Genomic DNA, 20,952 nt, shown 5'->3' with positions numbered 1-20,952 from the left:
CCTCCTGCGCTACATCCGCTTGCCATCAGTCCGGAAACTCCGGAGTTTGCCTGCTCATTTGCGCCGCCAATGCGATACGCAAATCGGTTGATTGCAGCATTGCCGCATTCCATGTGGCGATGTAATCCAACCCCTCATCTACCCGATGATCACGCATATAACTAATCATCGTCTTAGTACCGCGTATAGCCAGCGGTGATTTGGCAGCAATGGTATGCGCCAATGAAAATACGTCTTCCATCATCTGCTCAGCCGTTGCATAGATACGGTTGACCAGCCCCATGGAATACGCTTCCTCACCACTGAAAGATCGCCCTGTGTAAGCCAGCTCTCGCAGCATGCCTTCACCAATCAGATGAGGCAGGCGTTGCAACGAGCCCAGGTCAGCCACCATGCCTAGATCAATTTCCTTCAAGGCAAATTGAGCTCCGGCTGTGGCATAACGCATGTCGCATGCGGCTATCAGGTCAACAGCGCCACCCAGGCAATATCCCTGGATAGCAGCCAGAACCGGCTTGCGACACTGATCGACTGCGTTGAAAGACGATTGAAGTTCAAGAATCTTGGAGCGTAATAACTCCGAATTGCGGCCTACGTCACGTCCAAGCTGACCGGCGGTCTCGCCAAGTAACGAAAGGTCTATACCGGAAGAAAAATGAGGACCTGCGCCTGACAGCACAACGGCCCGTACTGAACGCTCCTGATCGGCCCAATGAAAGAGACTGCGTATCTCCTGCCAGAACTCGGCGTTCATGGCATTGATCTTTTCGGGTCGATTGATAATCACATGAGCGACCTTATCGACACGCTCAAGACGGAACGCGCTGAATTCTTCCATCTGCTCCTCTTCCAAGCTGGAACGATTCTCGAAAACGGGGTAGCGGACAATCAAAAGCCGCCTTGCCTTGATAGCGATATGCCGCTACTCATACTGCGACTTTAGTCACATCATAAAGCAATACAGTTCAGTTGATAATTCGAAATATTTGCACTGATGTGCCAAACAGGCGTTTCCGAGCGTCTGCGTGACATTTTGACAGGAACTGTTCAGCTGCGAAGACATAGCGATAGGGAAACAACCTTGGCAGTTCACCTAAACCGCCAAGGTATAAAAGAGGTCAATGCTGGGTGGTTTGCTCTTCCATCTGAGCCCATAACGCTGGGGCGCCTGCAGATTTCTCAATGGCAGCCAGACGCGCAGCATGATCAGCCAATTCAGCCTCACTTGCCTTGATGACTCGCGTCCTGGCACGGTCCACTGGCAGACGGCGAATCGGGCTGATACCGCTGTCATTTCCATTACCTTCCTGCCCCTGCCCGGCAAGAGACAGAGAGGTCTGCCCACCGGTCATGGCCAGATAAACATCGGCCAGGATCTCAGAGTCCAACAAGGCGCCGTGCAGCTCGCGGTTCGAGTTATCCACTCCATAACGCTTGCACAGCGCATCCAGGCTATTACGCTGACCTGGATGACGCCCACGCGCCATCATGAGTGTATCGAGTACCGTGCAATGATCTGTAATCTCTGCCCACTCAGGTCGATCACCTAGCAGACGAAACTCGTTATTGATAAAGCCGATGTCGAACGCGGCGTTATGAATGATCAGCTCAGCGCCCTTGATAAACTCAAAGAATTCTTCTGCAATGTCACGAAAGCGCGGCTTGTCCGCCAGGAACTCACTGGTGATGCCGTGAACGGCGATAGCACCTTCGTCAATCTCGCGATCAGGATTGAGGTAGACATGAAAATGCCGGCCCGTCAGTCGACGACCAATAACCTCAACACCACCAATCTCGATGATTCGGTGCCCGTCGGTAACGGGCATACCGGTTGTTTCCGTATCGAGTACTACGCTACGCATCTAAAGTCACCTATCACACTGTCCGCAGGGCGCGGATTTCATCAACACCACGATTAGCCAGCTGGTCAGCCCGCTCGTTACCGTGATGCCCGGTATGTCCTCTTACCCACTCCCACTCGACTTCATGTCGAGCCACCTGGGCATCGAGGGCTTGCCACAAATCGGCATTCTTGACCGGCTGTTTGGCAGCGGTTTTCCAGCCGCGAGCCTTCCAGCCACGCAACCACTCTGTGATACCACGCATCACGTATTCGGAATCTGTCACGATTCGTACGTGACATGAACGCTTGAGCGCTTCAAGCGCGCGGATGGCGGCCATCAGCTCCATTCGATTGTTGGTCGTAACGGCCTCCCCGCCCCACAATTCCCGCTCGTTGCCCTTGTAGACCAGCAAGGCACCCCAACCGCCAGGGCCAGGATTTCCCTTGCAGGCACCGTCCGTGTAGATCTCTACGATGTCACTCATTCGTTCCGCTCGTTTCGCGACGGCTCACCTTGGCAACCGGCATGGGAATCAGCTTTCCACGGGGTTCACGGCGGGTCTGTGGCAAGGGACGAAGCCCGACCATCAGCTTGCGAGCCGACAATAAATAGAAGCCTGCACCTGGCGAGGGCTCGCCTTCCCGATTGCGCTCCAACCAAGACAAACGATTCTGCCAAACCGGCGAAGAAAGCGGCGGACGATAACACCCGAACCGACGTTTCTCCAACGCGAATCCCAGCAATGCCAACCAATCAGCTACACGGCTGGCACCAATACAACGGGCCTTGCGAAACGCGTCGCGGGCAAAATAATGCCTGACTCCCCAGGTACTCCAAGGGTTGATACCAAGAATCAGCAGATGCCCACCGGGCCTTACGCTAAGGGCAGCCTCTCTCAACAAGCGATGGGGTGAAAGACAGAAATCCAGACCGTGCTGGAGCAACACCACATCTGCTGCATTTTCACCCAGCGGCCAGGCACCTTCTTCGCAGGCGATATCGACACCTGGCAACGGCGGCCCGAGACGCACACCATGACGTAACTGGTCTGCGCCTGGCGGGATCTTCAAGGAGGGGCCATAGTGGACTAAATAACCTCCAAAGTGGCGCTTCAGCTCCTCGGAAAGCAGGCGCTCCTCTTCCTCAATCATTAACTGGCCCAACGGACCATCAAGCCACTGGCGAGCCGAGCGCATCAGCGTCAACCAACGCTCATCAGCCTGGGCGAATGCGTCATTTACCATATGCTTTTCCTCCAGAGGTGCTATAGAGCACCTGGATTTAGAGACGCTTGAGCACCAAGGCGGCACCCTCGATACCAAACAGCAAGTGTCCCCGACGATGGACAGCAATCTACAGACTTTAACCAGTTCTACACATGAAGACTGTATCTTTTCATAATTGCTTGCAGACTTCCGACAAGCGATAAACGCACGACACTGCTTTAGTGCTCGCTTCTGAAACTCATAAACGCCTAATATGCAATTTTGCACATCTAACGGTAGTTACCGCACATGATTCAGATAGACGCCCTTCCCGCCTTTTCCGACAACTACATCTGGTTGTTGCAGGATCCGTCTTCCAAACGTTGTGCCGTGGTAGATCCAGGCGATGCTGCCCCTGTCCTTGAATGGCTGGAACGGCATCCCGGATGGACGCTTACAGACATTCTTCTCACTCATCACCATCACGATCACGTAGGCGGTGTGCAGGCGCTCAAAGGAGCGACAGCGGCCCACGTCTACGGTCCGGCACTGGAAGGCGTACCCTGTCTGGACACCGCACTTAATGAAGGCGACAGCCTTGAAGTTTTTGAGCGCCCCTTTCACGTCCTGCATGTTCCTGGACATACCTTGGGCCATATTGCCTATGTTCGTACCGGCGCTCAGCCTTTGCTGTTCTGCGGCGATACTCTATTTGCAGGCGGCTGCGGCCGATTGTTTGAAGGGACACCTGCACAAATGCATGACTCGTTGCGTAAGTTTGCTCAGCTTGCGCCCACGACCAAAGTGTACTGTGCACATGAATATACGCTGAACAACTTGCGTTTTGCTCATGCCGTAGAACCGACTAATAACGAGCTGACCAAACGATACAGGCAGGTAGAGGCCATGCGCGAGCGAGGCGAAATGACGCTCCCCTCTACCCTAGAGCTAGAGCTTGCTACGAACCCGTTCATGCGCTGTTCAACCCCTTCTGTCAAACGCGCTGCGGACGAAAGAAATGGCTTTCCAACCCGTTCGGAAGTAGAGGTTTTCACTACCTTACGCGCATGGAAAGATCATTTCTGAGGACTAGTCAATCTTGACCCTGCGGAGCGGCATTCCTAGAATCGCGCAAATTTTTCCGGGGATGCACTCAGCTAATGCCGCCACAGCCGCCACATAATGCCGACGTAGACGGACTGGCTCGCACCGCGAAACTTTCTGCTCTTTTCCTTGCTGTCTTCCTGGCGGGCTGTCAGGGAATGGCGCCTAAAGACCAGGAACGCTATCTCCCAGAAGACAGCCTGAGCAGCAATATCAATATGCATCGGGAGCCCGAGTGGATAAAGCTCGGCACCCAGAACAAGGCACCCAAGGATATCTGGGATCGCATGCGCAGTGGCTTTCAGCTGCAAAGCGAAATCGGCGTAAATCCTCGTATCGAGCAGCAGCGGCTCTGGTATGTCAGCAACCCGGCCAATATCGAAAAATCGGCTAACCGGGGCGGACTGTACCTGCACTATATTGTCGAAAGGCTTGAAGAGCGGAATATGCCCCTTGAGCTTGCCCTGCTTCCGATTGTAGAAAGCTCCTTCAACCCCTTTGCGCTTTCACGCAGCGAGGCGGCCGGGATCTGGCAATTCATTCCCACTACCGGGCGCTATTTCAACCTGCAACAGACTCGCTGGTACGATGGACGACTGGATATCACAGCGTCTACCAACGCAGCGCTCGATTATCTTTCCAAACTCCACGATATGTTCAATGGCGACTGGCTACTGGCACTGGCAGCCTATAACGCCGGCGAGGGTACTGTAGGTCGCGCCATTGAACGCAACCAAAAGCTCGGATTGCCTACTGACTACTGGAACCTGTCTTCGCTTCCACAGGAAACACAGGACTACGTACCCAAGCTGCTGGCCGTTTCCCAGCTGATCATGAACCCGGAATCATACGGCATCCAACTGGACTCGATTGCCAACGAGCCCTATTTCGAAGTCGTCAAGATCAAGCAGCACCTGGATCTTGCTAAAGTTGCCAAGCTGGCTGACCTCGATGAGGACGAACTATATCGCCTGAACCCGGCGTATACCCGTCGGGTTACCATGGACGGACCCAAACAGCTCTTGATTCCGGCAGAAAAAGCCGAGTTATTACTCGAAAACCTGGCGAACGAATCCTCTGAAGCGATCGTAAAATGGCAGGAATACACGGTGCGCCGTGGTGATAGCCTGGGCGCTATCGCCAATCGCTATAGCGTAAGCACTCAACAGATCCTGTCACTCAACAAGCTGAAGTCCAGCCGACTGGCTGCAGGCCAGAGACTGATGATTCCTCGCGTATCAGGTAGTATTTCACCAGTCACTAGCCAGAAAGACGTTGCCGCCCTTGTTGAGGAGCCGGTGACTCGTACCTACCGGGTCAGAAGTGGCGATAATCTCTGGACCATCGCTCGCGACAACAAGGTCGAGCTGGGCGACCTGAAACGCTGGAACAATTTGGGCAAGCAGGGCCTTAGGGCAGGCCAGGTACTCAAGCTCTATGGCGCACCGGTGAAAGCAAGCAAGCTAGCCAACAGCAGCAAATCGCGCCAGAACGTGACGTACTATAGAGTCAAGCCTGGCGACTCGTTGTACATGATTGCTAAACATTTCAATGTACAACTGCAATCTATCCAGCAGTGGAATCCCAAGAGTGGAAAAAACCTCACGCCTGGCCAAACCTTGACTTTGTATCTCGATTGATGGGTCTTGGTGCGTCACAGGCAGTCATATACGTCTCTTTTTCCTGCTGAAGCGAACTGGTACCGTTACTGCTCAACGCCTTACAGAAAGAGTTCTGCCTGGCCGTACAGCTTATGATCAAGCCAGCCTCTCCGACACATACAATGAGCGCTAAGATGGCCCTTCGTTTTTCTGCCTGGATTCATGGCGCTCTTTTCGCCGCCGCGCTAGGGCTGGTGTATGGTAACGCCCATGCTGCCCCTCAGCATGCAGTTACCTTGTATGATGAGGCCCCCAAGTATCCAGCAAACTTTAGTCATTTTGATTACACCAATCCAAATGCTCCTAAAGGCGGCACCCTACGCCTGTCCGGCTTCGGTAGCTTCGATACGCTCAATCCCTTCAACAACAAGGGAACGCCCCCTGCCCAGATCAGCCTGATTTATGAAACGCTGACATTTCATGCTCAGGATGAGCCTTTCACCGAATACGGGTTGCTGGCCGAAAAGATCGAAAAAGCCTCTGACAACAGCTACGTTCGCTTTTACCTGCGTCCCCAGGCTCGATTCAATGATGGAACACCAGTCACGGCTGATGACGTAGTGTTCACCTTCAACGCGTTGGTCAATCAGGGCGATCCGCTCTACCGCAGCTATTACGCGGATGTAAAAGAAGTCAAAGCTGAGAGCCGGCTGGTGGTCCGTTTTGACTTCAAGACAACCCAAAATCGTGAGCTGCCTCTTATTCTGGGGCAGCTACCGGTTCTGCCAAAGGCATGGTGGGCCAGCCGGGATTTTGGGAAGTCTTCTCTGGAACCACCTCTTGGTAGCGGTCCTTACCGAATCGCCAGCCTGCAGGCCGGGCGCTCGCTTAGGCTTGAGCGTGTAAAAGACTGGTGGGGTAAGGATCTTGCCGTCAACAAGGGCTTCTACAACTTCGACACTATCACGGTTGACTACTATCGTGATCAGAACGTAGGACTGGAAGCGTTCAAGGCGAATCAGTTCGATATAAACCAAGAGATGTCCGCCAAGAATTGGGCAACCGCTTACGAAACGCCGGCTTTGAGAGAAGGACGCATCGTCAAGGCAGAAATACCTAATCATGAGCCTCAAGGCATGCAGGCTTTTATTTACAACCTGCGCCGTCCCATGTTTCAGGACAAGCGGGTACGCCAGGCTATTGCGCTCCTGTTCGACTTTGAATGGAGCAATCGTCAACTGTTCTACGGCGCCTATACACGCAACAATAGTTACTTCGAAAATTCCGAACTGGCTGCCAGGGGACTACCCGGCCCAGAAGAGCTAAAGATTCTGGAACCTCTACGCGATCAACTGCCTCCACAAGTCTTTAGCCAATCGCTAGAGCCTTCCCGTACCGACGGAAGCGGAATTGTCCGACCGCAACAACGAGAGGCGTACCGGCTCTTGCTGGAGGCGGGCTATCACATCGAAAACGATCGCATGGTGGATACACAAGGAAATCCATTGCGCTTTGAGTTCATGTTGGCCCAACCCGCCTTTGAAAGAGTGCTGCTGCCCTACAAACGCAACCTCGCGGAAGTTGGTATCACCCTGGATATTCGGCGGGTAGATGTATCCCAGTTCGTCAATCGTGTACGCTCCCGCGACTTCGATATGACAATTTTCAGCTGGCCACAGTCCAGCTCGCCCGGTAATGAACAGCGTGACTTCTGGCACTCAACCAGTGCAGATGACCCTGGAAGTCGTAATCTGCTCGGACTGAAGGACCCTGCCATCGATCGTCTCGTGGAGATGCTAATCGGCGCCGATACTCGTGCTTCACTAATTACCCATGCCAAAGCGCTAGATCGCGCCTTGCTTTGGGGGTATTACGTCGTTCCCAACTGGTATACCGACCGCTGGCGAGTTGCCTACTGGAACCGCTTCGGACGCCCCGCTAAGCAACCCGATTCCGATTTCGGCCTTATGACTTGGTGGCAAGTCAGCGATACGGCACGCAAAACGTCGCAGGTGAATCCCTGATGCTGTCCTACGCCCTGCGGCGATTGCTGCTGATTATTCCTACGCTGTTCGGCATTTTGCTCATCAACTTCATTATTATTCAGGCCTCTCCTGGCGGCCCTGTTGACCAGGCCATGGCTCGCCTGCAAGGTTTGGGCGCGGGTGGCGCAACAAGCCGCATTACGGGCAGCGGGAGCGAGTCGGCAGAGCATGGCAATACACATTATCGCGGTGGCCAGGGCCTGGATGGGGATCTGATCAAGCAGCTCGAGAAGCAATACGGCTTTGATAAACCTGCAACGCAGCGCTTCTGGCTGATGATAAAAAGCTATGCCCAACTGGATTTTGGCCAGAGCTTTTTCAGGGACGCCAAAGTAACTGACCTTATCCTGGAAAAGTTGCCGGTCTCAATTTCCCTTGGCCTGTGGAGCACACTGATTCTGTATCTGGTCAGCATTCCACTCGGCATTACCAAGGCTATCCGCCACGGCAGTACGTTCGATGTATGGACTAGCTCTGCCATCGTCATTGGCTATGCGATCCCGGCCTTTCTGTTCGGTATCCTGCTGATCGTACTGTTTGCGGGCGGCAGTTATCTGCAATGGTTTCCACTGCGCGGCCTGACGTCACCCAATTTCGAGGAACTGACGCTAGGTGGCAAGATCGTCGACTACTTCTGGCACCTGGCGCTCCCGGTAACCACCCTTGTGATCGGCGGCTTTGCAACGCTTACGTTATTGACCAAGAACAGCTTTCTGGACGAGATCAATAAGCAGTATGTCATCACCGCCCGGGCCAAAGGTCTGACAGAGCGTCGCGTCCTTTATGGGCATGTTTTTCGAAACGCCATGCTTTTGGTCATATCAGGTGTCCCTGCGGCATTACTGGGCGTATTTTTCACCGGCTCATTATTGATTGAAGTGATCTTTTCCCTGGATGGCCTCGGGCTGCTTAGCTTCGAGTCAGTCATGAGCCGGGATTACCCAGTCGTATTCGGAACACTGTTTTTATTCACTCTGTTCGGGTTGGTGACCAAATTAATCAGCGACCTGACTTATATGCTGATCGATCCTCGCATTGACTTCGAAAGCCGAGACTACTGATGCCGCGTCTTTCCCCCCTCAATCAACGCCGCTGGAGTCGCTTTAAGGCTCATAAACGAGGCTGGTATTCGCTCTGGCTGTTTATCGTCCTGTTTGTTCTTTGTCTCTGCGCAGAGCTCATTGCCAATGACAAACCCTTGGTCATTCATGTCGATGATCAGTGGTATTTCCCTGCGTTGGTGCATTACAACGAAACCGACTTTGGCGGTGAGTTTCCTCTGGAGCCCAATTACAAAGGCCCCTACTTCGAAAAGCTGATGACTGAAAAAGCAGCCTCTATGGTATGGCCGCTCATTCCGTTCAGCTACGACAGCATCAATTACGACCTCAATATCCCAGCCCCCGCCCCACCCTCAGCACAAAATTGGCTGGGGACGGATGATCAGGCAAGAGACGTTCTGGCCCGTATCATCTATGGCTTTCGCATATCGGTCCTATTCGCCTTGATTCTAACCATCGGCAGCAGCCTGATTGGCGTGCTTGTAGGCGCGCTACAAGGTTATTTCGGCGGTTGGGTAGATCTTCTAGGGCAGCGCTTTCTGGAGATCTGGTCAGGTCTGCCCGTGCTGTTCCTACTGATCATCCTGTCCAGTTTTGTACAGCCTAACTTCTGGTGGCTGCTGGGCATCATGCTGCTGTTTTCATGGACGTCTCTGGTAGATGTTGTGCGCGCTGAATTCTTGCGTGGCCGTAACCTTGAATATGTACGTGCGGCACGCGCGCTCGGCATGAAAGATCCTGCGATCATGTTTCATCATATTTTGCCAAACGCCATGATCGCTACCATGACCTTTCTTCCCTTCCTGCTCACGGCAGCAATTGGAACCTTGACGTCCCTGGATTTTCTAGGGTTTGGGCTTCCGGCTGGTGCACCCTCCCTGGGCGAGCTGATCGCTCAGGGTAAAGAAAACCTGCAGGCGCCCTGGCTGGGCATCTCGGCCTTTGTGACATTGGCCTTGATGTTAAGCCTTCTAGTATTCATTGGCGAGGCGGCACGCGATGCATTCGACCCCCGAAAATAACGTGGCGTCTTCTGCCCAGCAGACCACCCGATTGCTTGAAGTGCGTGATCTGTGCGTCGAATTTCGCAACGGACAAGAGGTAGTTCGTGCAGTCGAGCAGGTATCGTTCGATATTTACCCTGGCGAGACCTTGGCTCTTGTCGGTGAAAGCGGCTCGGGCAAATCTGTAACAGCCCATTCGTTGCTGCGTTTATTACCAGCGTCCACCGCCCACTATCCTGCCGGCCGTATCCTGTACGGTGGCCAAGATCTGCTGAAGTTGCCTGAAAGGAAACTGTACGAAATACGCGGGAATCGCATCGCCATGATCTTTCAGGAGCCGATGACGTCCCTCAACCCACTGCATACGCTCGATAAGCAGCTAGGCGAAGTCCTGGCGCTGCATAAAGGCATGAAAGGTCCTCCCGCACGCAAGCGTATGATCGAACTTCTCGATCTGGTAGGCATTCCCGATCCAGCCAGCCGCCTTTCAGCTTACCCACATGAGCTTTCGGGCGGTCAGCGCCAGCGCGTCATGATTGCCATGGCGCTGGCATGCGAGCCGGATCTGCTCATTGCTGACGAGCCCACTACTGCACTGGATGTCACCGTTCAGCAAAAGGTTCTACACCTTTTGAAAGATCTGCAGAAGCGATTAGGCATGTCGATCCTGCTTATCAGCCATGACTTGAACCTGGTACGTCAGATTGCCGATCGGATATGTGTCATGCAACGTGGTCGCATCGTCGAACAGGAAACGTGCAAGACGCTGTTTCAACATCCACAGCATCCTTACACACAATTACTGCTGGCAGCGGAGCCGAGTGGCGATCCGATTCCCAGCCATCCTGCACCTGTAGAACTGGCTACTGAACATTTGAGCGTCTGGTTTCCGATTCGTAAAGGGCTGTTTCGTCGAACGGTTGATCACGTAAAAGCCGTTGACGACGTCTCACTAGCGGTTCCACGAGGTCAAACCTTGGGCATTGTGGGTGAGAGCGGCTCTGGTAAAACCACATTGGGCCTGGCCATTCTTCGTCTATTGGAAAGCCGCGGCCGCATACGCTTCGGCAATCAGGCGCTCGATCAGCTATCCTCTGCCCAAATTCGACCGTTGCGGCGACAGATGCAAGTGGTCTTTCAGGACCCTTACGGTAGTCTGAGTCCACGTATGTCCGTTAGCGACATCGTGGGAGAAGGACTGAGAATCCATCGCATAGGAACACCAGAAGAACAGGAGACAGCAATAATCGGGGCATTACGGGAGGTAGGACTCGATCCAGAGGTCCGCCATCGTTATCCTCACGAGTTTTCAGGTGGGCAACGGCAACGCATCGCCATTGCCCGGGCCCTGATAGTGAAACCTTCGTTGATCTTGCTGGATGAGCCTACCTCAGCGCTCGACAGGACAGTTCAGCGGCAGGTCGTGGACCTGCTTCGCGATCTGCAGGCCAAACACAATCTGACTTATCTGTTCATCAGCCATGACCTGGCTGTTGTAAGAGCGCTGAGTCACCAACTGCTGGTGATGAAAGCGGGCCAGGTTGTAGAACAAGGGAGTGCTGAAGATGTCTTTCAACGACCTCAGCACCCATATACACGGCAGTTATTGGATGCGGCACTTGCATCGTCCGCCCCTGCCTATTAACCAAGAGGAAGAAAACACATGGGATTTCTCGCCGGTAAGCGCGTCCTGATCGTAGGCGTCGCCAGCAAATTATCCATTGCCTCCGGTATCGCTGCTGCGATGCACCGTGAAGGTGCCGAACTGGCCTTTACCTATCAGAACGACAAGCTCAAGTCCCGCGTTGAAGAGTTCGCGGCTGGCTGGGGCTCCAATGCCGATTTGTGCTTCCCTTGCGATGTTGCCAACGACGAAGAAATCGAAGCGGTGTTTACAGAGCTCTCCAAGAAATGGGACGGCCTGGACATCATCGTTCACTCCGTTGGCTTTGCACCCGGCGATCAGCTGGACGGCGACTTTACTGAAGTGACAACTCGTGAAGGCTTCCGTATCGCTCACGACATCAGTGCCTATAGCTTTGTTGCGCTGGCCAAGGCGGGACGCGAAATGATGAAGGGCCGCAACGGCAGCTTGTTGACCCTGTCCTATCTGGGTGCCGAGCGCACCATGCCCAACTACAATGTCATGGGCATGGCCAAGGCCAGCCTTGAGGCAGGTGTCCGCTATCTGGCAGGCAGCCTTGGCCCAGAAGGCACTCGCGTTAATGCTATCTCGGCTGGCCCCATTCGCACCCTAGCGGCCTCGGGCATCAAGAGCTTCCGCAAGATGCTTGCAGCTAACGAGCGCCAAACCCCTCTGCGTCGTAACGTGACCATTGAAGAGGTCGGCAACGCCGGTGCCTTCCTATGCTCGGACTTGGCGTCAGGCATCAGCGGCGAAATTCTTTATGTCGATGGCGGCTTCAACACTACCGCCATGGGTCAGATAGAAGAGTAACGTAAAAGCACTATGAATAAAAAAGGCCCCTCAAGGGCCTTTTTTATGGTGTATCGCTTCGTATCTGTGCATGGCTGAGAAGAGTAAAAATAAACGTTCCGCCTACAATATTACCCGCCAAGGTAGGCCCAACGAAGACAAGCCCGAACTCTGTCCATGAAAGCTCGCCGGAAAACACCAGATAAGCCACCTCAGCCGACCCCACAATAATATGGGTGAAGTCACCCAAAGCCATCAGGTAGGTGATCGCAATGATTATCCAAATCTTGGCATGCTCTGCTGACGATATCATCCAGACCATGGTTGCGATCATCCATCCAGAAATGATTCCCTTTGAAAACATTTCTGGTACGCCATTTTCCATTACTTTCCGGCCTATCTCCAGAAAGGCCGCATCGACTCTGGGTTCGAACAGAGGAAGGTAAAGCACGACATAGGAAATGAGCGATGTGCCGATCAAGTTACCTATAAGAACGATGCCCCATAACCGCAGCAATTGCCTGAACATATGCAATGACGGCTGCGTCATTACAGGAAGCACCGCCGTAATGGTGTTTTCGGTAAAGAGCTGCTGTCGAGCCAGAATTACGGCCAGAAAACCCACCGAATAACCAAAGCTCGAAATAAGCTTGCTTATCTCTCCCTTAGGGAGATGAGAATTCAAAAGCCCCATCGCTATCAGCGAAAGGCCCATGGTTAGTCCTGCGCCCAGAGCAGACCAGAAAAGCGCACTGCTACTTCTCTCAAGCTCCTGCTCGCCTTGCTTTCTGATAGTTTCATGGAGAACCGCCGCGCGAGGCGGCTGGTTCTCACTGACATCCTGCTCTTCCTCAGCGGTAAGACCAGGCGTTTTTCCCTTATCGACCGAATCCATAGAGCTTCCTCGCTCAGCGGGTACTTTCTTCCCAGATAAGACTGCCATCCTCAGCGACTTCAACTACCCGGCTAAGCGCTGCGTCAGCAGCTTCTTCAGCCTCGGATGCCAAGTCGAAATGCCGCTCAGTGGCTACTCGATGAAAATGAGGCTGACTTCCTTCCTCTCGGGCCTTAACGCCAATCACGGCTTCAAAGCCGTCTTGCGCAGGTACGGCGGATGAAATCGCTTCGAAATGTTCGAAATGCTTGATTGCCATAGATACAGTCCTCTCCACGTTAACGTTGGCGTCCACAAGCCAACCGGATACTTAGTAGACTGATAAGGCTAGGAAACGATCTGCCCGAGGTATAAAAGAATAAGTATCTGTTAGTACAACACAACAGATCGCCATACCATGGCAGGGCATCGACTGTTGTCGGCAGAAAGTTGAATCAACTAAAAGCGGCGTTAAGCCAGGAGCCGCTGGATATAGTCCTGCAGCTTGTCCAAAGCAAAAGGCTTGGCCAATACTGGAGCTGTGCCAATCAGCGGACTGCCTGTATCCATAATTTCAGCCGGATAGCCACTGATAAACATTACTTTGAGGTCAGGACGTAGCTTAAGTGCCGGCTCGGCAATCATTACGCCCGACACGCCATCAGGCAATCTGTAGTCAGTGATCAGAAGATCAAGGTCAGGCTTTGTAGCCAAAATGAGAAAGGCTTCGGTCGATGACGGCGCCTGAAGCACCTTGTAACCAAGCTCAGTAAGGTAATCAACGAGTATTAACAAGACCTGAGGTTCATCCTCTACGATTAATACTACTTTATCTGTAGAACTCATGAACCGTCTCACTCGATTAAACACGCAGCTTTGACCACGAAACAAGCTCAAGTTCCCCGGATTGGAAACTTGAGCTTTTAAATCTATATACCTTACTTATCGCTTTTATCGCCCTGCTCTTCTTTTGGTGAAGGCGTGACGTCACCCCCCACGTCAGCGCCGGCGCCTTTACCTGTGGATGATCCGTCAGGCGTCCCCATGCCGGCAGAGTTAGGGCTTGTCTTATCGTCAGCCAATGCCATGCCAGTTACAGACATCAGTCCCGTCAACGCCAATACAGCTAGTGCTTTGGTTTTCATAGCGGCCCCCGTCTTAGATTAGTGGTCTTCTTTTCACTTCGAAGCATTGCCTCGTCAAAGATAGACCTGATCACTCGACAGGTGTTCAAGACCAATCTCTATCGACCGACACTTTCATTACCAAACTCATGGGCAATAAAAAGCCCCGCGTGAGCGAGGCTTTTGAGCAAAGACGATTTTTTGCGTTTAAGCGCGCAAGTGACCAAACCACTCAATGGCCGAACGCCAAATGCAGATTCCAATGAAGTATCCAGACATGGCAAACCAGATTGCCAACAAAGTTGGACTATGGTCAGGATGATTAAGAATCAGCAACATACTGCACAGCAGCCAGACGAACGTTACTGCAATATTGATAGGCATGAACTTGCGCACTCGGAAAGGGTGCAAGAATTTCATGCGCGTCAAAGTCAGCATCGCCAGCACAATAACGCCCAATAGCGTCAGCCACGGTGCTGGCGACAGGATATACAAATAAAGCGCCACCACATTCCAGGCTGCTGGAAAGCCTACAAAGTAGTTATCGCTGCTCTTCATGTTCACGTTACAGAAACAGAACAAGGAAGACACCAGAATCACTGAAACGGTAAAGAGCGCGGTGTAGCTTGGTAAAGGTATGTACTTGTAAATGAACAGCGCTGGAATGAAGACATACGTAAGGTAGTCAATCGCCAGATCAAGTACTGAACCGTCGAAATGGGGCAGAACAGATTTGGTATTGAGCTTGCGCGCCAGGGTTCCGTCCAGACCATCTACAATCAGGGCAGCACCGAGCCACAGCAGGCATTCTTTGGGCTGATTATCAAACAGGGCAAGTGTTGCAAGCAACGCCAGGACAACACCCGTGGCGGTGACGCCATGGGCGCCCCAGGCTTTGAGCTTGTCTGAGGGCATGGTCAGTATCACAGCGAATCTCTTCGTGGCATGAAATAAGGCTTATACAGTCGGCGCAAAGAAAAACAAACCGACCATATGGTTAATAAATCAGATCTAGAATACAGGAGTTTGGAAAGGATACCGATACGAACATTCATGATGCTACCGACAAGACAAAGCGTACCCCTATAGAGTTCGCTGGAATATGAGGTATTTCGTCTTTTTGGCGTCTTCCAAATTAAAAAGCACGCGTAGCCAAGGATACGATACCGATCTTCGATTAGACGGGGGCTTTCCTGATAAGCTAGCGCTCAAGCTCGCCGAAGTTACTGACCTCTATTTCCGATGTCGTATTGAAATAGGCTGTAACGTAGTAACTGGAACATCCCATGACCGCCTCGAACACTCACCCAGCCTTGAACAAGCCTTCTACACTGTCACGCCGCTTCTCCGTTGCGCCAATGATGGACTGGACGGACAAACATTGCCGCTTTTTCATGCGCCTGCTTTCGAAGCGAACACTGCTTTACACCGAGATGGTAACAACAGGCGCCTTGCTTCGAGGCGATCCGGCACGCTTTTTAGCGTACGACCAAAGTGAGCATCCTATCGCGCTGCAGCTAGGCGGCAGTACTCCGCATGAGCTGGCAGCCTGTGCCCGCCTAGCCGAAGCAGCAGGTTACGATGAGGTCAACCTGAACGTTGGCTGCCCAAGCGATAGGGTACAGAATAACATGATTGGTGCCTGCCTGATGGCCCACCCTCAACTGGTGGCTGATTGCGTAAAGGCAATGCGCGACGCGGTAAGCATTCCCGTTACGGTAAAACACCGTATTGGGATCAATGGTCGAGACAGCTATGATCAGCTGCAGGAGTTCATTACCACCGTCAACAAAGCGGGCTGCAATAGTTTTACCGTACACGCACGCATTGCCATCTTGGAAGGATTGTCTCCCAAGCAGAACCGTGAAGTCCCGCCGCTGCGTTATGACGTAGCCGCACAACTGATGAATGATTTTCCAGATCTTGAATTCATTCTGAATGGCGGCATTAAGACCTTGGAAGAAGCACAGACTCACCTGAAGACTTTCAATGGCGTCATGCTTGGCCGTGAGGCTTATCACAACCCGTATCTTCTGGCGTCTGTGGATCAATTAGTGTTCGGTGATGACCGTGCCATTACGACTCGGCACCAGGTGTTACAGTCGCTTCGTCCGTATATAGACAAGCATCTGGCGTCAGGCGGCGCCATGCATCACATAACCCGGCACATTCTGGGCCTTTCGCAGGGAATTAAGGGAGGGCGCCGCTTCAGGCAGCTACTCTCAGTAGATGTGCATAAAAGCTCGGAACCGCTACGTATATTTGACCAAGCCACTGAACTCTTGGAAGGTCATTGAATCTGGTCAAACACTCTAATCACTACGTGAGGATCGATAGCAAGCATGAACAAGCTAGAGCAACTCAAGCAATACACTACAGTAGTAGCCGATACAGGTGATCTGGACGCTATCACGCGTCTGAAGCCTGTCGATGCTACGACCAACCCTTCCCTTCTGCTGAAAGCGGCAGCATTGCCCCGCTACGCTCAACTGCTAGGCGACGCTCTCAACGATACGGGTGACGATATCGGCCTGGCTTGCGACAAGTTTGCAGTTGCTGTTGGCAAGGAAATTCTTAATGTCATTCCGGGTCGCATTTCGACTGAAGTCGATGCCAGGCTTTCGTTTGATACAAATGCAACCCTGAGCCGTGCAGAGCGCTTGATTGACCTGTACGAGAAAGCCGGAATCAGCAAAGACCGAGTACTCATCAAAATTGCCTCCACATGGGAAGGCATTCGCGCTGCTGAAAAGCTCGAAAAAGATGGTATTCAAACTAATCTGACTTTGCTCTTTTCCTTTGCCCAGGCGGCAGCTTGCGCTGATGCTGGCGTTTTCCTGATCTCTCCATTCGTTGGTCGTATCTACGACTGGTACAAGAAAGCCGAAGGCCGTGACTTTACTGGAAAGGAAGACCCAGGCGTACAGTCAGTTTCCCGTATTTATCAGTACTACAAAGCCAACAAGTTCGAAACAGTGGTGATGGGTGCAAGCTTCCGTAACCTCAACCAAATCGAACAACTGGCAGGATGTGATCGCTTGACGATCAGCCCAGAGCTACTGCAGAGCCTGTCTGAAGATGAAGGCACGCTTGAGCGTAACTTGGTAGCAGGCGGCACAGCCGAGCCGTTGCATTCCCTTAACGAAAGTGCTTTCCGCTGGTCTTTGAATGAAGACGCCATGGCCACCGAGAAACTGGCGGAAGGCATCCGCCAATTCGCTCGTGATCAGGAAAAACTGGAAGGCCTGATTAGCGCCAAGAAGTAATGCCTGCCCTGGTCAATGCTTTTCTAAAGCATTGACCAGATCCTTGAATGCTTCACGATTGGATTCATTCAAACTCATCAGTATACGATGAGCCTCTAGTACCTTATCCCTGACGACTTCTTCAGACTCATCCTGCGGGGGGAGGTCATGCAGACAGTCCGAACATGGCACGGGCTGATTTACGATATTGAATACCTGATCAAAACCCATCGAATCCAACAATCGTGTGATATCTGGATTGGTGGTGACCAATGTTGGCAATAGGCCAATCTTTTGACGTGAAAGAATAGAGAGCTTTGCCAATAAGCCTAGCGTCGTACTATCGATACTTTTAGTGTCGATCAGATCGATTACGATTGATGAAAAATTCAACGCAGAAAAGATCTGTTCAATAGTGGCATCCAGCGCCGAGCATAATGTCAAGCGCACCTCGCCGATGAATTTGAGCACAAAGGTGCCATTCATTTCAGCGAACTGGATTTTACCGGTACTCATGCAAGGTTCCTGCTTAACACCAGCATGGCGATATCATCCGGCATCTCGCCCAAGTTGGCCAGTCCAAGCTGTTTCGAAATCCCACCTAGCGTCCCATTGGCCAGGCGGACCTGTTCAGGTAAAGAAGCCTCTTTCGCTTTCAAGTTCTCTCCAGGCAATAAATCAAAAATCCCATCGGAAAACAGCGCAAGGCTGAAACTGGCGGGTAACTCCAAAGTATGGTCTGAATAGCTGGCTTCTTCAAAAAGGCCAACCGGAAACCCCTTCCCCTGCAAAAAGCGTGTCTCTTCTGCAGTGTGCAACACAGGAAGCGGCAAGTGCCCACCAATACTGTAAGTAAGTACACCACTGTCTTCATCGATCACGCCACCCAACATGGTAACGTGTTTGCCCAGCTTACAGTTCAGCAAGCCACGATTGATATGCCCCAGCACATCGGAAGGCCTGAACTCAGGCAGAGTGCCATTACGACGAGATTCATACAACAGCCGCGTCGTCATAAACTTGAGCAACACCGTTACAAACGCTGACGACGCTCCATGTCCGGAAACATCTGCCAGATAAAAAGCGATACGGTGCTCATCAACGCGAAAATAATCGACAAAATCACCAGACAGATACAAAGATGGAATGATCTGGTGAGCGAAATTCAAACCATTGGTTTCCCAAGGTGTTACCGGCAGCATATTCATTTGCACTTGCCGGCCGGCATTCTGGTCTTCCTGTAAAAGACTCAGGCTCGCCTGAAGCTCTCGATTGGCATTTTCCAGTTTGATGCGATAACGATCATTTTCAAGGCGAAGCCTTGCACGGTCGAGCGCCCGAATGACCGAATGTTCTAGAACAGCCAGATCCTCAAGAGGCTTGATGAGATAGTCGGCCGCGCCCAATCTCAGCGCCTCGACAACATCACTCATTACCCCTGCGCCCGAGAGGACTATGACAGGCGTATCGAGCGACATTTCCGAAATGCGCCGTAACAAGGAAAGCCCATCCAGCTGAGGCATTCTAAGGTCGCAGATAATGAGATCCGGCTGCTCACGCTCGAAGACCTGCAAACCCTGCATGCCGTTCGAAGCCTGTAAGACCGTAAAGCCGCTATCTTCGAGATAGTCCGCCAGACTCAGGCGTACAACCTCATCATCATCGATAATCAAAAGTGTGGCGCTGGGATTAGGCATAAACTATCCAGGCATGCGTATCCCTATGAGGTGGTCTTTTGGATCAGGCCAGGGTGCACGCAATAGGTACTATTTTTAATACGGCGCAGACACTACTCCCATCAGCCGAGCCGTTCAAGCGCCCCTTCTATCCAAACGGCTGAGGCCAGCTTTACAAGGCCTTGAGGCTAAGGCTATATGGTTTCGTTTACTTGCGAAGTACCTTTATTGAGAGACTTGTTCCAATGAGCTTAAGCGATCGTTCGTACAGCGAAAAGCGCGACTTTATTAGAATGCAGATTGATTCCAAGGCTATTCTTCGGACAAATGGCGAAGAAATAGACGCAATTTGCCGTGATTTGTCGAGCACAGGGCTTCAGATCGAAGCTAAGAGTCACGTCAAGGAAGGAGACAAAGTGATCGTAGTGATCCCCTCTGAACACCCGGAGCTACAAGGGCTAGAAGCCGAAGCCGAAGTGATTCGCGTCACATCTTTGGAACAAGGCAGTCAACTGCTAGGACTCAGCATCCTTTCCATGAATTAGATCACAGATCAGCATCACGTCAAGCAGAGACCTGCTGCCTGACGTGATGAGTCCTCTTAAAAGTCGTCTACCACGTTACCGTCTTTAATCTTGTATTCGCGACTTTGTAAGTAAGCGTTACGGATAAAGATGTACTTGTCGCCTGTAATCATTTTCTCGGCATCAAGCAGGTTAGCGCGTGTATCTACTACACTCAGCGCAAATGCCGAATTCCTCGCCGCTACATCACCCATATAGGGGTATGGCGAGGCATAGGAATCAGGAATTCGGCCTAGTCCATCACGTACTGTGCTGGGACCCAGGAAAGGCAAGACGACATACGGGCCGCTACCAACGCCCCAATGACCTAATGTCTGACCGAAGTCTTCGTCATTTCTCGTCAGTCCCGCATGAGTTGCCACATCAAATATACCCAGTACACCCAGCGTGGTGTTCATGAGCAAACGTGCGGTATCTACACCGGCTGCATACGGTTTTGCCTGCAAAACGTCATTAGCCAAATTGCCAACATCACCAATGTTACGAAAAACATTACTGACTCCCGTTTGCACGACGTCAGGTGTGATCTTGTTATAACCCTGCGCGATAGGCTTCAGCGCATAGGTATCAAGCGTGTCATTAAAACGGAAAATACCTCGGTTGACCCCTTCCCAGGGATCATCTTCCGAGGCAGCCAACACAGCGGTACTCGCGACAGTCAACATTGCGCCAAAGGCAATGCCGCCAATACGGGTACTCCATGCTCCTTTGTTAAACGGCATCATATTCTCCTGATGAGTTTGTCCAGTCTTACTGGCAGAGTGGCAAAATTATAACCGCGATGTCTTTGCAATTGGTTACGGATGAAACAACTTGCCTTATTGACCTTTGATCACTCAATTAGGTCTACAGGTGGGTACGCTTCAAAAGGAGAAAACGTATGCCCGCCTCTCGCCTGCAACAGGAGCTGATCGAACTACAGCACCAGCTCAAGACAAGCCCTCCTGAAAGCGAGGAAGATCGCGCCTCGCTAGAACTGTTAATCAGGGATATAGAACTGCAGCTTGCTCACGAAGACTCGACCAAGCCGGATTCCAATCTCGTCGATGGCGTAAATCTGGCAGTCGAGCGGTTTGAAGTCAGCCACCCTAGAGTAGCGAACACCCTCCGCTCGATCATGCAGAGCCTTGCGAGCATGGGTATCTGAC

General features: G+C 52.2%; 23 protein-coding genes. 11 read left to right on the top strand and 12 right to left on the bottom strand.

Annotation, left to right across the window (positions count from 1 at the left end; translation table 11 throughout):
* Nucleotides 1-25: 25 nt before the first annotated feature.
* From JQR86_RS07515 to JQR86_RS07500, 4 genes are all read right to left on the bottom strand, one after another.
* Nucleotides 26-838, bottom strand: a complete 813-nt coding sequence (locus JQR86_RS07515) for a crotonase/enoyl-CoA hydratase family protein (RefSeq protein ID WP_404624736.1) — start codon at nucleotides 836-838, stop codon at nucleotides 26-28.
* A gap of 280 nt (nucleotides 839-1,118) precedes the next feature.
* Entirely contained in the window at nucleotides 1,119-1,862 is a 744-nt protein-coding gene (gene dnaQ, locus JQR86_RS07510) for a DNA polymerase III subunit epsilon (RefSeq protein WP_122042235.1), read from the bottom strand.
* 13 nt (nucleotides 1,863-1,875) lie between these two features.
* Nucleotides 1,876-2,328, bottom strand: a complete 453-nt coding sequence (gene rnhA / locus JQR86_RS07505; RefSeq protein WP_010794861.1) for a ribonuclease HI — start codon at nucleotides 2,326-2,328, stop codon at nucleotides 1,876-1,878.
* Nucleotides 2,321-3,088 carry a methyltransferase domain-containing protein gene (locus JQR86_RS07500; protein ID WP_010794862.1) on the bottom strand — a complete coding sequence of 256 codons (768 nt, stop codon included), beginning with the start codon at nucleotides 3,086-3,088 and terminating at the stop codon, nucleotides 2,321-2,323. Before JQR86_RS07500 ends, rnhA begins: the two co-directional genes overlap by 8 nt.
* A 270-nt stretch (nucleotides 3,089-3,358) precedes the next feature.
* Here JQR86_RS07500 and gloB point away from each other — a divergent pair, with 270 nt between their 5' ends.
* The 7 genes from gloB to fabI all read left to right on the top strand — a co-directional run bounded on the left by gloB (nucleotide 3,359) and on the right by fabI (nucleotide 12,322).
* Nucleotides 3,359-4,135, top strand: coding sequence for a hydroxyacylglutathione hydrolase (gene gloB / locus JQR86_RS07495; RefSeq protein WP_010794863.1), 777 nt, complete (start codon nucleotides 3,359-3,361; stop codon nucleotides 4,133-4,135).
* A 74-nt stretch (nucleotides 4,136-4,209) separates the two neighbouring features.
* Nucleotides 4,210-5,793 (top strand): LysM peptidoglycan-binding domain-containing protein, encoded by a 1,584-nt coding sequence (locus JQR86_RS07490; RefSeq protein WP_150347080.1) that lies wholly within the window; start codon nucleotides 4,210-4,212, stop codon nucleotides 5,791-5,793.
* 155 nt (nucleotides 5,794-5,948) lie between these two features.
* A complete protein-coding gene (locus JQR86_RS07485) occupies nucleotides 5,949-7,778 on the top strand; it encodes an extracellular solute-binding protein (RefSeq protein WP_407361968.1) in 1,830 nt (609 codons plus the stop codon).
* Nucleotides 7,778-8,860, top strand: a complete 1,083-nt coding sequence (locus JQR86_RS07480) for a microcin C ABC transporter permease YejB (protein WP_312510273.1) — start codon at nucleotides 7,778-7,780, stop codon at nucleotides 8,858-8,860. The genes JQR86_RS07485 and JQR86_RS07480 overlap by 1 nt, the downstream gene beginning before the upstream one ends.
* A complete protein-coding gene (locus JQR86_RS07475) occupies nucleotides 8,860-9,882 on the top strand; it encodes an ABC transporter permease (protein ID WP_010794867.1) in 1,023 nt (340 codons plus the stop codon). Before JQR86_RS07480 ends, JQR86_RS07475 begins: the two co-directional genes overlap by 1 nt.
* Entirely contained in the window at nucleotides 9,860-11,509 is a 1,650-nt protein-coding gene (locus JQR86_RS07470; protein ID WP_434154620.1) for an ABC transporter ATP-binding protein, read from the top strand. The genes JQR86_RS07475 and JQR86_RS07470 overlap by 23 nt, the downstream gene beginning before the upstream one ends.
* 18 nt (nucleotides 11,510-11,527) lie before the next feature.
* Nucleotides 11,528-12,322 (top strand): enoyl-ACP reductase FabI, encoded by a 795-nt coding sequence (gene fabI / locus JQR86_RS07465; RefSeq protein WP_074823955.1) that lies wholly within the window; start codon nucleotides 11,528-11,530, stop codon nucleotides 12,320-12,322.
* Between the two features lie 43 nt (nucleotides 12,323-12,365).
* Here the strand turns inward: fabI and JQR86_RS07460 are convergent, their stop codons facing one another.
* The 5 genes from JQR86_RS07460 to pcsA all read right to left on the bottom strand — a co-directional run bounded on the left by JQR86_RS07460 (nucleotide 12,366) and on the right by pcsA (nucleotide 15,214).
* Nucleotides 12,366-13,196: a formate/nitrite transporter family protein gene (locus JQR86_RS07460; protein WP_010794870.1), complete on the bottom strand. Its 831-nt coding sequence runs from the start codon at nucleotides 13,194-13,196 to the stop codon at nucleotides 12,366-12,368.
* A gap of 13 nt (nucleotides 13,197-13,209) precedes the next feature.
* Nucleotides 13,210-13,455 carry a hypothetical protein gene (locus tag JQR86_RS07455; RefSeq protein WP_010794871.1) on the bottom strand — a complete coding sequence of 82 codons (246 nt, stop codon included), beginning with the start codon at nucleotides 13,453-13,455 and terminating at the stop codon, nucleotides 13,210-13,212.
* A 191-nt stretch (nucleotides 13,456-13,646) separates the two neighbouring features.
* Nucleotides 13,647-14,021, bottom strand: a complete 375-nt coding sequence (locus JQR86_RS07450; protein WP_010794872.1) for a response regulator — start codon at nucleotides 14,019-14,021, stop codon at nucleotides 13,647-13,649.
* Between the two features lie 92 nt (nucleotides 14,022-14,113).
* On the bottom strand, nucleotides 14,114-14,320 hold the full coding sequence (locus tag JQR86_RS07445) for a hypothetical protein (RefSeq protein ID WP_010794873.1): 207 nt from the start codon (nucleotides 14,318-14,320) through the stop codon (nucleotides 14,114-14,116).
* 186 nt (nucleotides 14,321-14,506) lie between these two features.
* On the bottom strand, nucleotides 14,507-15,214 hold the full coding sequence (gene pcsA / locus JQR86_RS07440) for a phosphatidylcholine synthase (RefSeq protein ID WP_010794874.1): 708 nt from the start codon (nucleotides 15,212-15,214) through the stop codon (nucleotides 14,507-14,509).
* Between the two features lie 371 nt (nucleotides 15,215-15,585).
* Here pcsA and dusA point away from each other — a divergent pair, with 371 nt between their 5' ends.
* Together dusA and tal are read left to right on the top strand one after the other, a co-directional pair.
* A complete protein-coding gene (gene dusA / locus JQR86_RS07435; protein WP_434154619.1) occupies nucleotides 15,586-16,596 on the top strand; it encodes a tRNA dihydrouridine(20/20a) synthase DusA in 1,011 nt (336 codons plus the stop codon).
* 45 nt (nucleotides 16,597-16,641) lie between these two features.
* A complete protein-coding gene (gene tal / locus JQR86_RS07430) occupies nucleotides 16,642-17,565 on the top strand; it encodes a transaldolase (RefSeq protein ID WP_010794876.1) in 924 nt (307 codons plus the stop codon).
* A gap of 12 nt (nucleotides 17,566-17,577) precedes the next feature.
* On the opposite strand, the gene rssC is transcribed toward tal, so the two are convergent.
* Nucleotides 17,578-18,060, bottom strand: a complete 483-nt coding sequence (gene rssC / locus JQR86_RS07425; protein ID WP_074823947.1) for an anti-sigma factor antagonist RssC — start codon at nucleotides 18,058-18,060, stop codon at nucleotides 17,578-17,580.
* A complete protein-coding gene (rssB, locus tag JQR86_RS07420; protein WP_010794878.1) occupies nucleotides 18,057-19,241 on the bottom strand; it encodes a two-component system response regulator RssB in 1,185 nt (394 codons plus the stop codon). The genes rssC and rssB overlap by 4 nt, the downstream gene beginning before the upstream one ends.
* A 224-nt stretch (nucleotides 19,242-19,465) precedes the next feature.
* Between rssB and JQR86_RS07415 the strand changes: the two genes are divergently transcribed.
* Nucleotides 19,466-19,765, top strand: coding sequence for a PilZ domain-containing protein (locus JQR86_RS07415; protein WP_074823944.1), 300 nt, complete (start codon nucleotides 19,466-19,468; stop codon nucleotides 19,763-19,765).
* A gap of 56 nt (nucleotides 19,766-19,821) precedes the next feature.
* Here JQR86_RS07415 and JQR86_RS07410 read toward each other — a convergent pair whose 3' ends face one another.
* Nucleotides 19,822-20,469, bottom strand: coding sequence for an MlaA family lipoprotein (locus JQR86_RS07410; protein ID WP_037030381.1), 648 nt, complete (start codon nucleotides 20,467-20,469; stop codon nucleotides 19,822-19,824).
* Nucleotides 20,470-20,684: 215 nt separating this feature from the next.
* On the opposite strand from JQR86_RS07410, the gene JQR86_RS07405 reads away from it, so the two are divergent.
* The gene (locus JQR86_RS07405; protein ID WP_010794881.1) at nucleotides 20,685-20,951 is read left to right on the top strand and encodes a DUF4404 family protein; all 267 of its coding nucleotides are present in this window, start codon (nucleotides 20,685-20,687) and stop codon (nucleotides 20,949-20,951) included.
* Nucleotide 20,952: the final 1 nt, after the last annotated feature.

It is taken from the genome of Pseudomonas sp. JZ134, from assembly GCF_051027695.1.
In the GTDB taxonomy this organism is placed as follows: domain Bacteria; phylum Pseudomonadota; class Gammaproteobacteria; order Pseudomonadales; family Pseudomonadaceae; genus Chryseomonas; species Chryseomonas luteola.
The sequence above is the reverse complement of the archived record's forward strand: the minus strand, read 5'-3'. Positions and strand labels throughout refer to the sequence as shown.

Bases quoted from the DNA above. Each gene is read 5' to 3' on its own strand.
- JQR86_RS07515 (WP_404624736.1), bottom strand. From the start codon at position 838: ATGGAAGAATTCAGCGCGTTCCGTCTTGAGCGTGTCGATAAGGTCGCT.
- dnaQ (WP_122042235.1), bottom strand. From the start codon at position 1,862: ATGCGTAGCGTAGTACTCGATACGGAAACAACCGGTATGCCCGTTACC.
- rnhA (WP_010794861.1), bottom strand. From the start codon at position 2,328: ATGAGTGACATCGTAGAGATCTACACGGACGGTGCCTGCAAGGGAAAT.
- JQR86_RS07500 (WP_010794862.1), bottom strand. From the start codon at position 3,088: ATGGTAAATGACGCATTCGCCCAGGCTGATGAGCGTTGGTTGACGCTG.
- gloB (WP_010794863.1), top strand. From the start codon at position 3,359: ATGATTCAGATAGACGCCCTTCCCGCCTTTTCCGACAACTACATCTGG.
- JQR86_RS07490 (WP_150347080.1), top strand. From the start codon at position 4,210: ATGCCGCCACAGCCGCCACATAATGCCGACGTAGACGGACTGGCTCGC.
- JQR86_RS07485 (WP_407361968.1), top strand. From the start codon at position 5,949: ATGGCCCTTCGTTTTTCTGCCTGGATTCATGGCGCTCTTTTCGCCGCC.
- JQR86_RS07480 (WP_312510273.1), top strand. From the start codon at position 7,778: ATGCTGTCCTACGCCCTGCGGCGATTGCTGCTGATTATTCCTACGCTG.
- JQR86_RS07475 (WP_010794867.1), top strand. From the start codon at position 8,860: ATGCCGCGTCTTTCCCCCCTCAATCAACGCCGCTGGAGTCGCTTTAAG.
- JQR86_RS07470 (WP_434154620.1), top strand. From the start codon at position 9,860: ATGCATTCGACCCCCGAAAATAACGTGGCGTCTTCTGCCCAGCAGACC.
- fabI (WP_074823955.1), top strand. From the start codon at position 11,528: ATGGGATTTCTCGCCGGTAAGCGCGTCCTGATCGTAGGCGTCGCCAGC.
- JQR86_RS07460 (WP_010794870.1), bottom strand. From the start codon at position 13,196: ATGGATTCGGTCGATAAGGGAAAAACGCCTGGTCTTACCGCTGAGGAA.
- JQR86_RS07455 (WP_010794871.1), bottom strand. From the start codon at position 13,455: ATGGCAATCAAGCATTTCGAACATTTCGAAGCGATTTCATCCGCCGTA.
- JQR86_RS07450 (WP_010794872.1), bottom strand. From the start codon at position 14,021: ATGAGTTCTACAGATAAAGTAGTATTAATCGTAGAGGATGAACCTCAG.
- JQR86_RS07445 (WP_010794873.1), bottom strand. From the start codon at position 14,320: ATGAAAACCAAAGCACTAGCTGTATTGGCGTTGACGGGACTGATGTCT.
- pcsA (WP_010794874.1), bottom strand. From the start codon at position 15,214: ATGCCCTCAGACAAGCTCAAAGCCTGGGGCGCCCATGGCGTCACCGCC.
- dusA (WP_434154619.1), top strand. From the start codon at position 15,586: ATGACCGCCTCGAACACTCACCCAGCCTTGAACAAGCCTTCTACACTG.
- tal (WP_010794876.1), top strand. From the start codon at position 16,642: ATGAACAAGCTAGAGCAACTCAAGCAATACACTACAGTAGTAGCCGAT.
- rssC (WP_074823947.1), bottom strand. From the start codon at position 18,060: ATGAGTACCGGTAAAATCCAGTTCGCTGAAATGAATGGCACCTTTGTG.
- rssB (WP_010794878.1), bottom strand. From the start codon at position 19,241: ATGCCTAATCCCAGCGCCACACTTTTGATTATCGATGATGATGAGGTT.
- JQR86_RS07415 (WP_074823944.1), top strand. From the start codon at position 19,466: ATGAGCTTAAGCGATCGTTCGTACAGCGAAAAGCGCGACTTTATTAGA.
- JQR86_RS07410 (WP_037030381.1), bottom strand. From the start codon at position 20,469: ATGTTGACTGTCGCGAGTACCGCTGTGTTGGCTGCCTCGGAAGATGAT.
- JQR86_RS07405 (WP_010794881.1), top strand. From the start codon at position 20,685: ATGCCCGCCTCTCGCCTGCAACAGGAGCTGATCGAACTACAGCACCAG.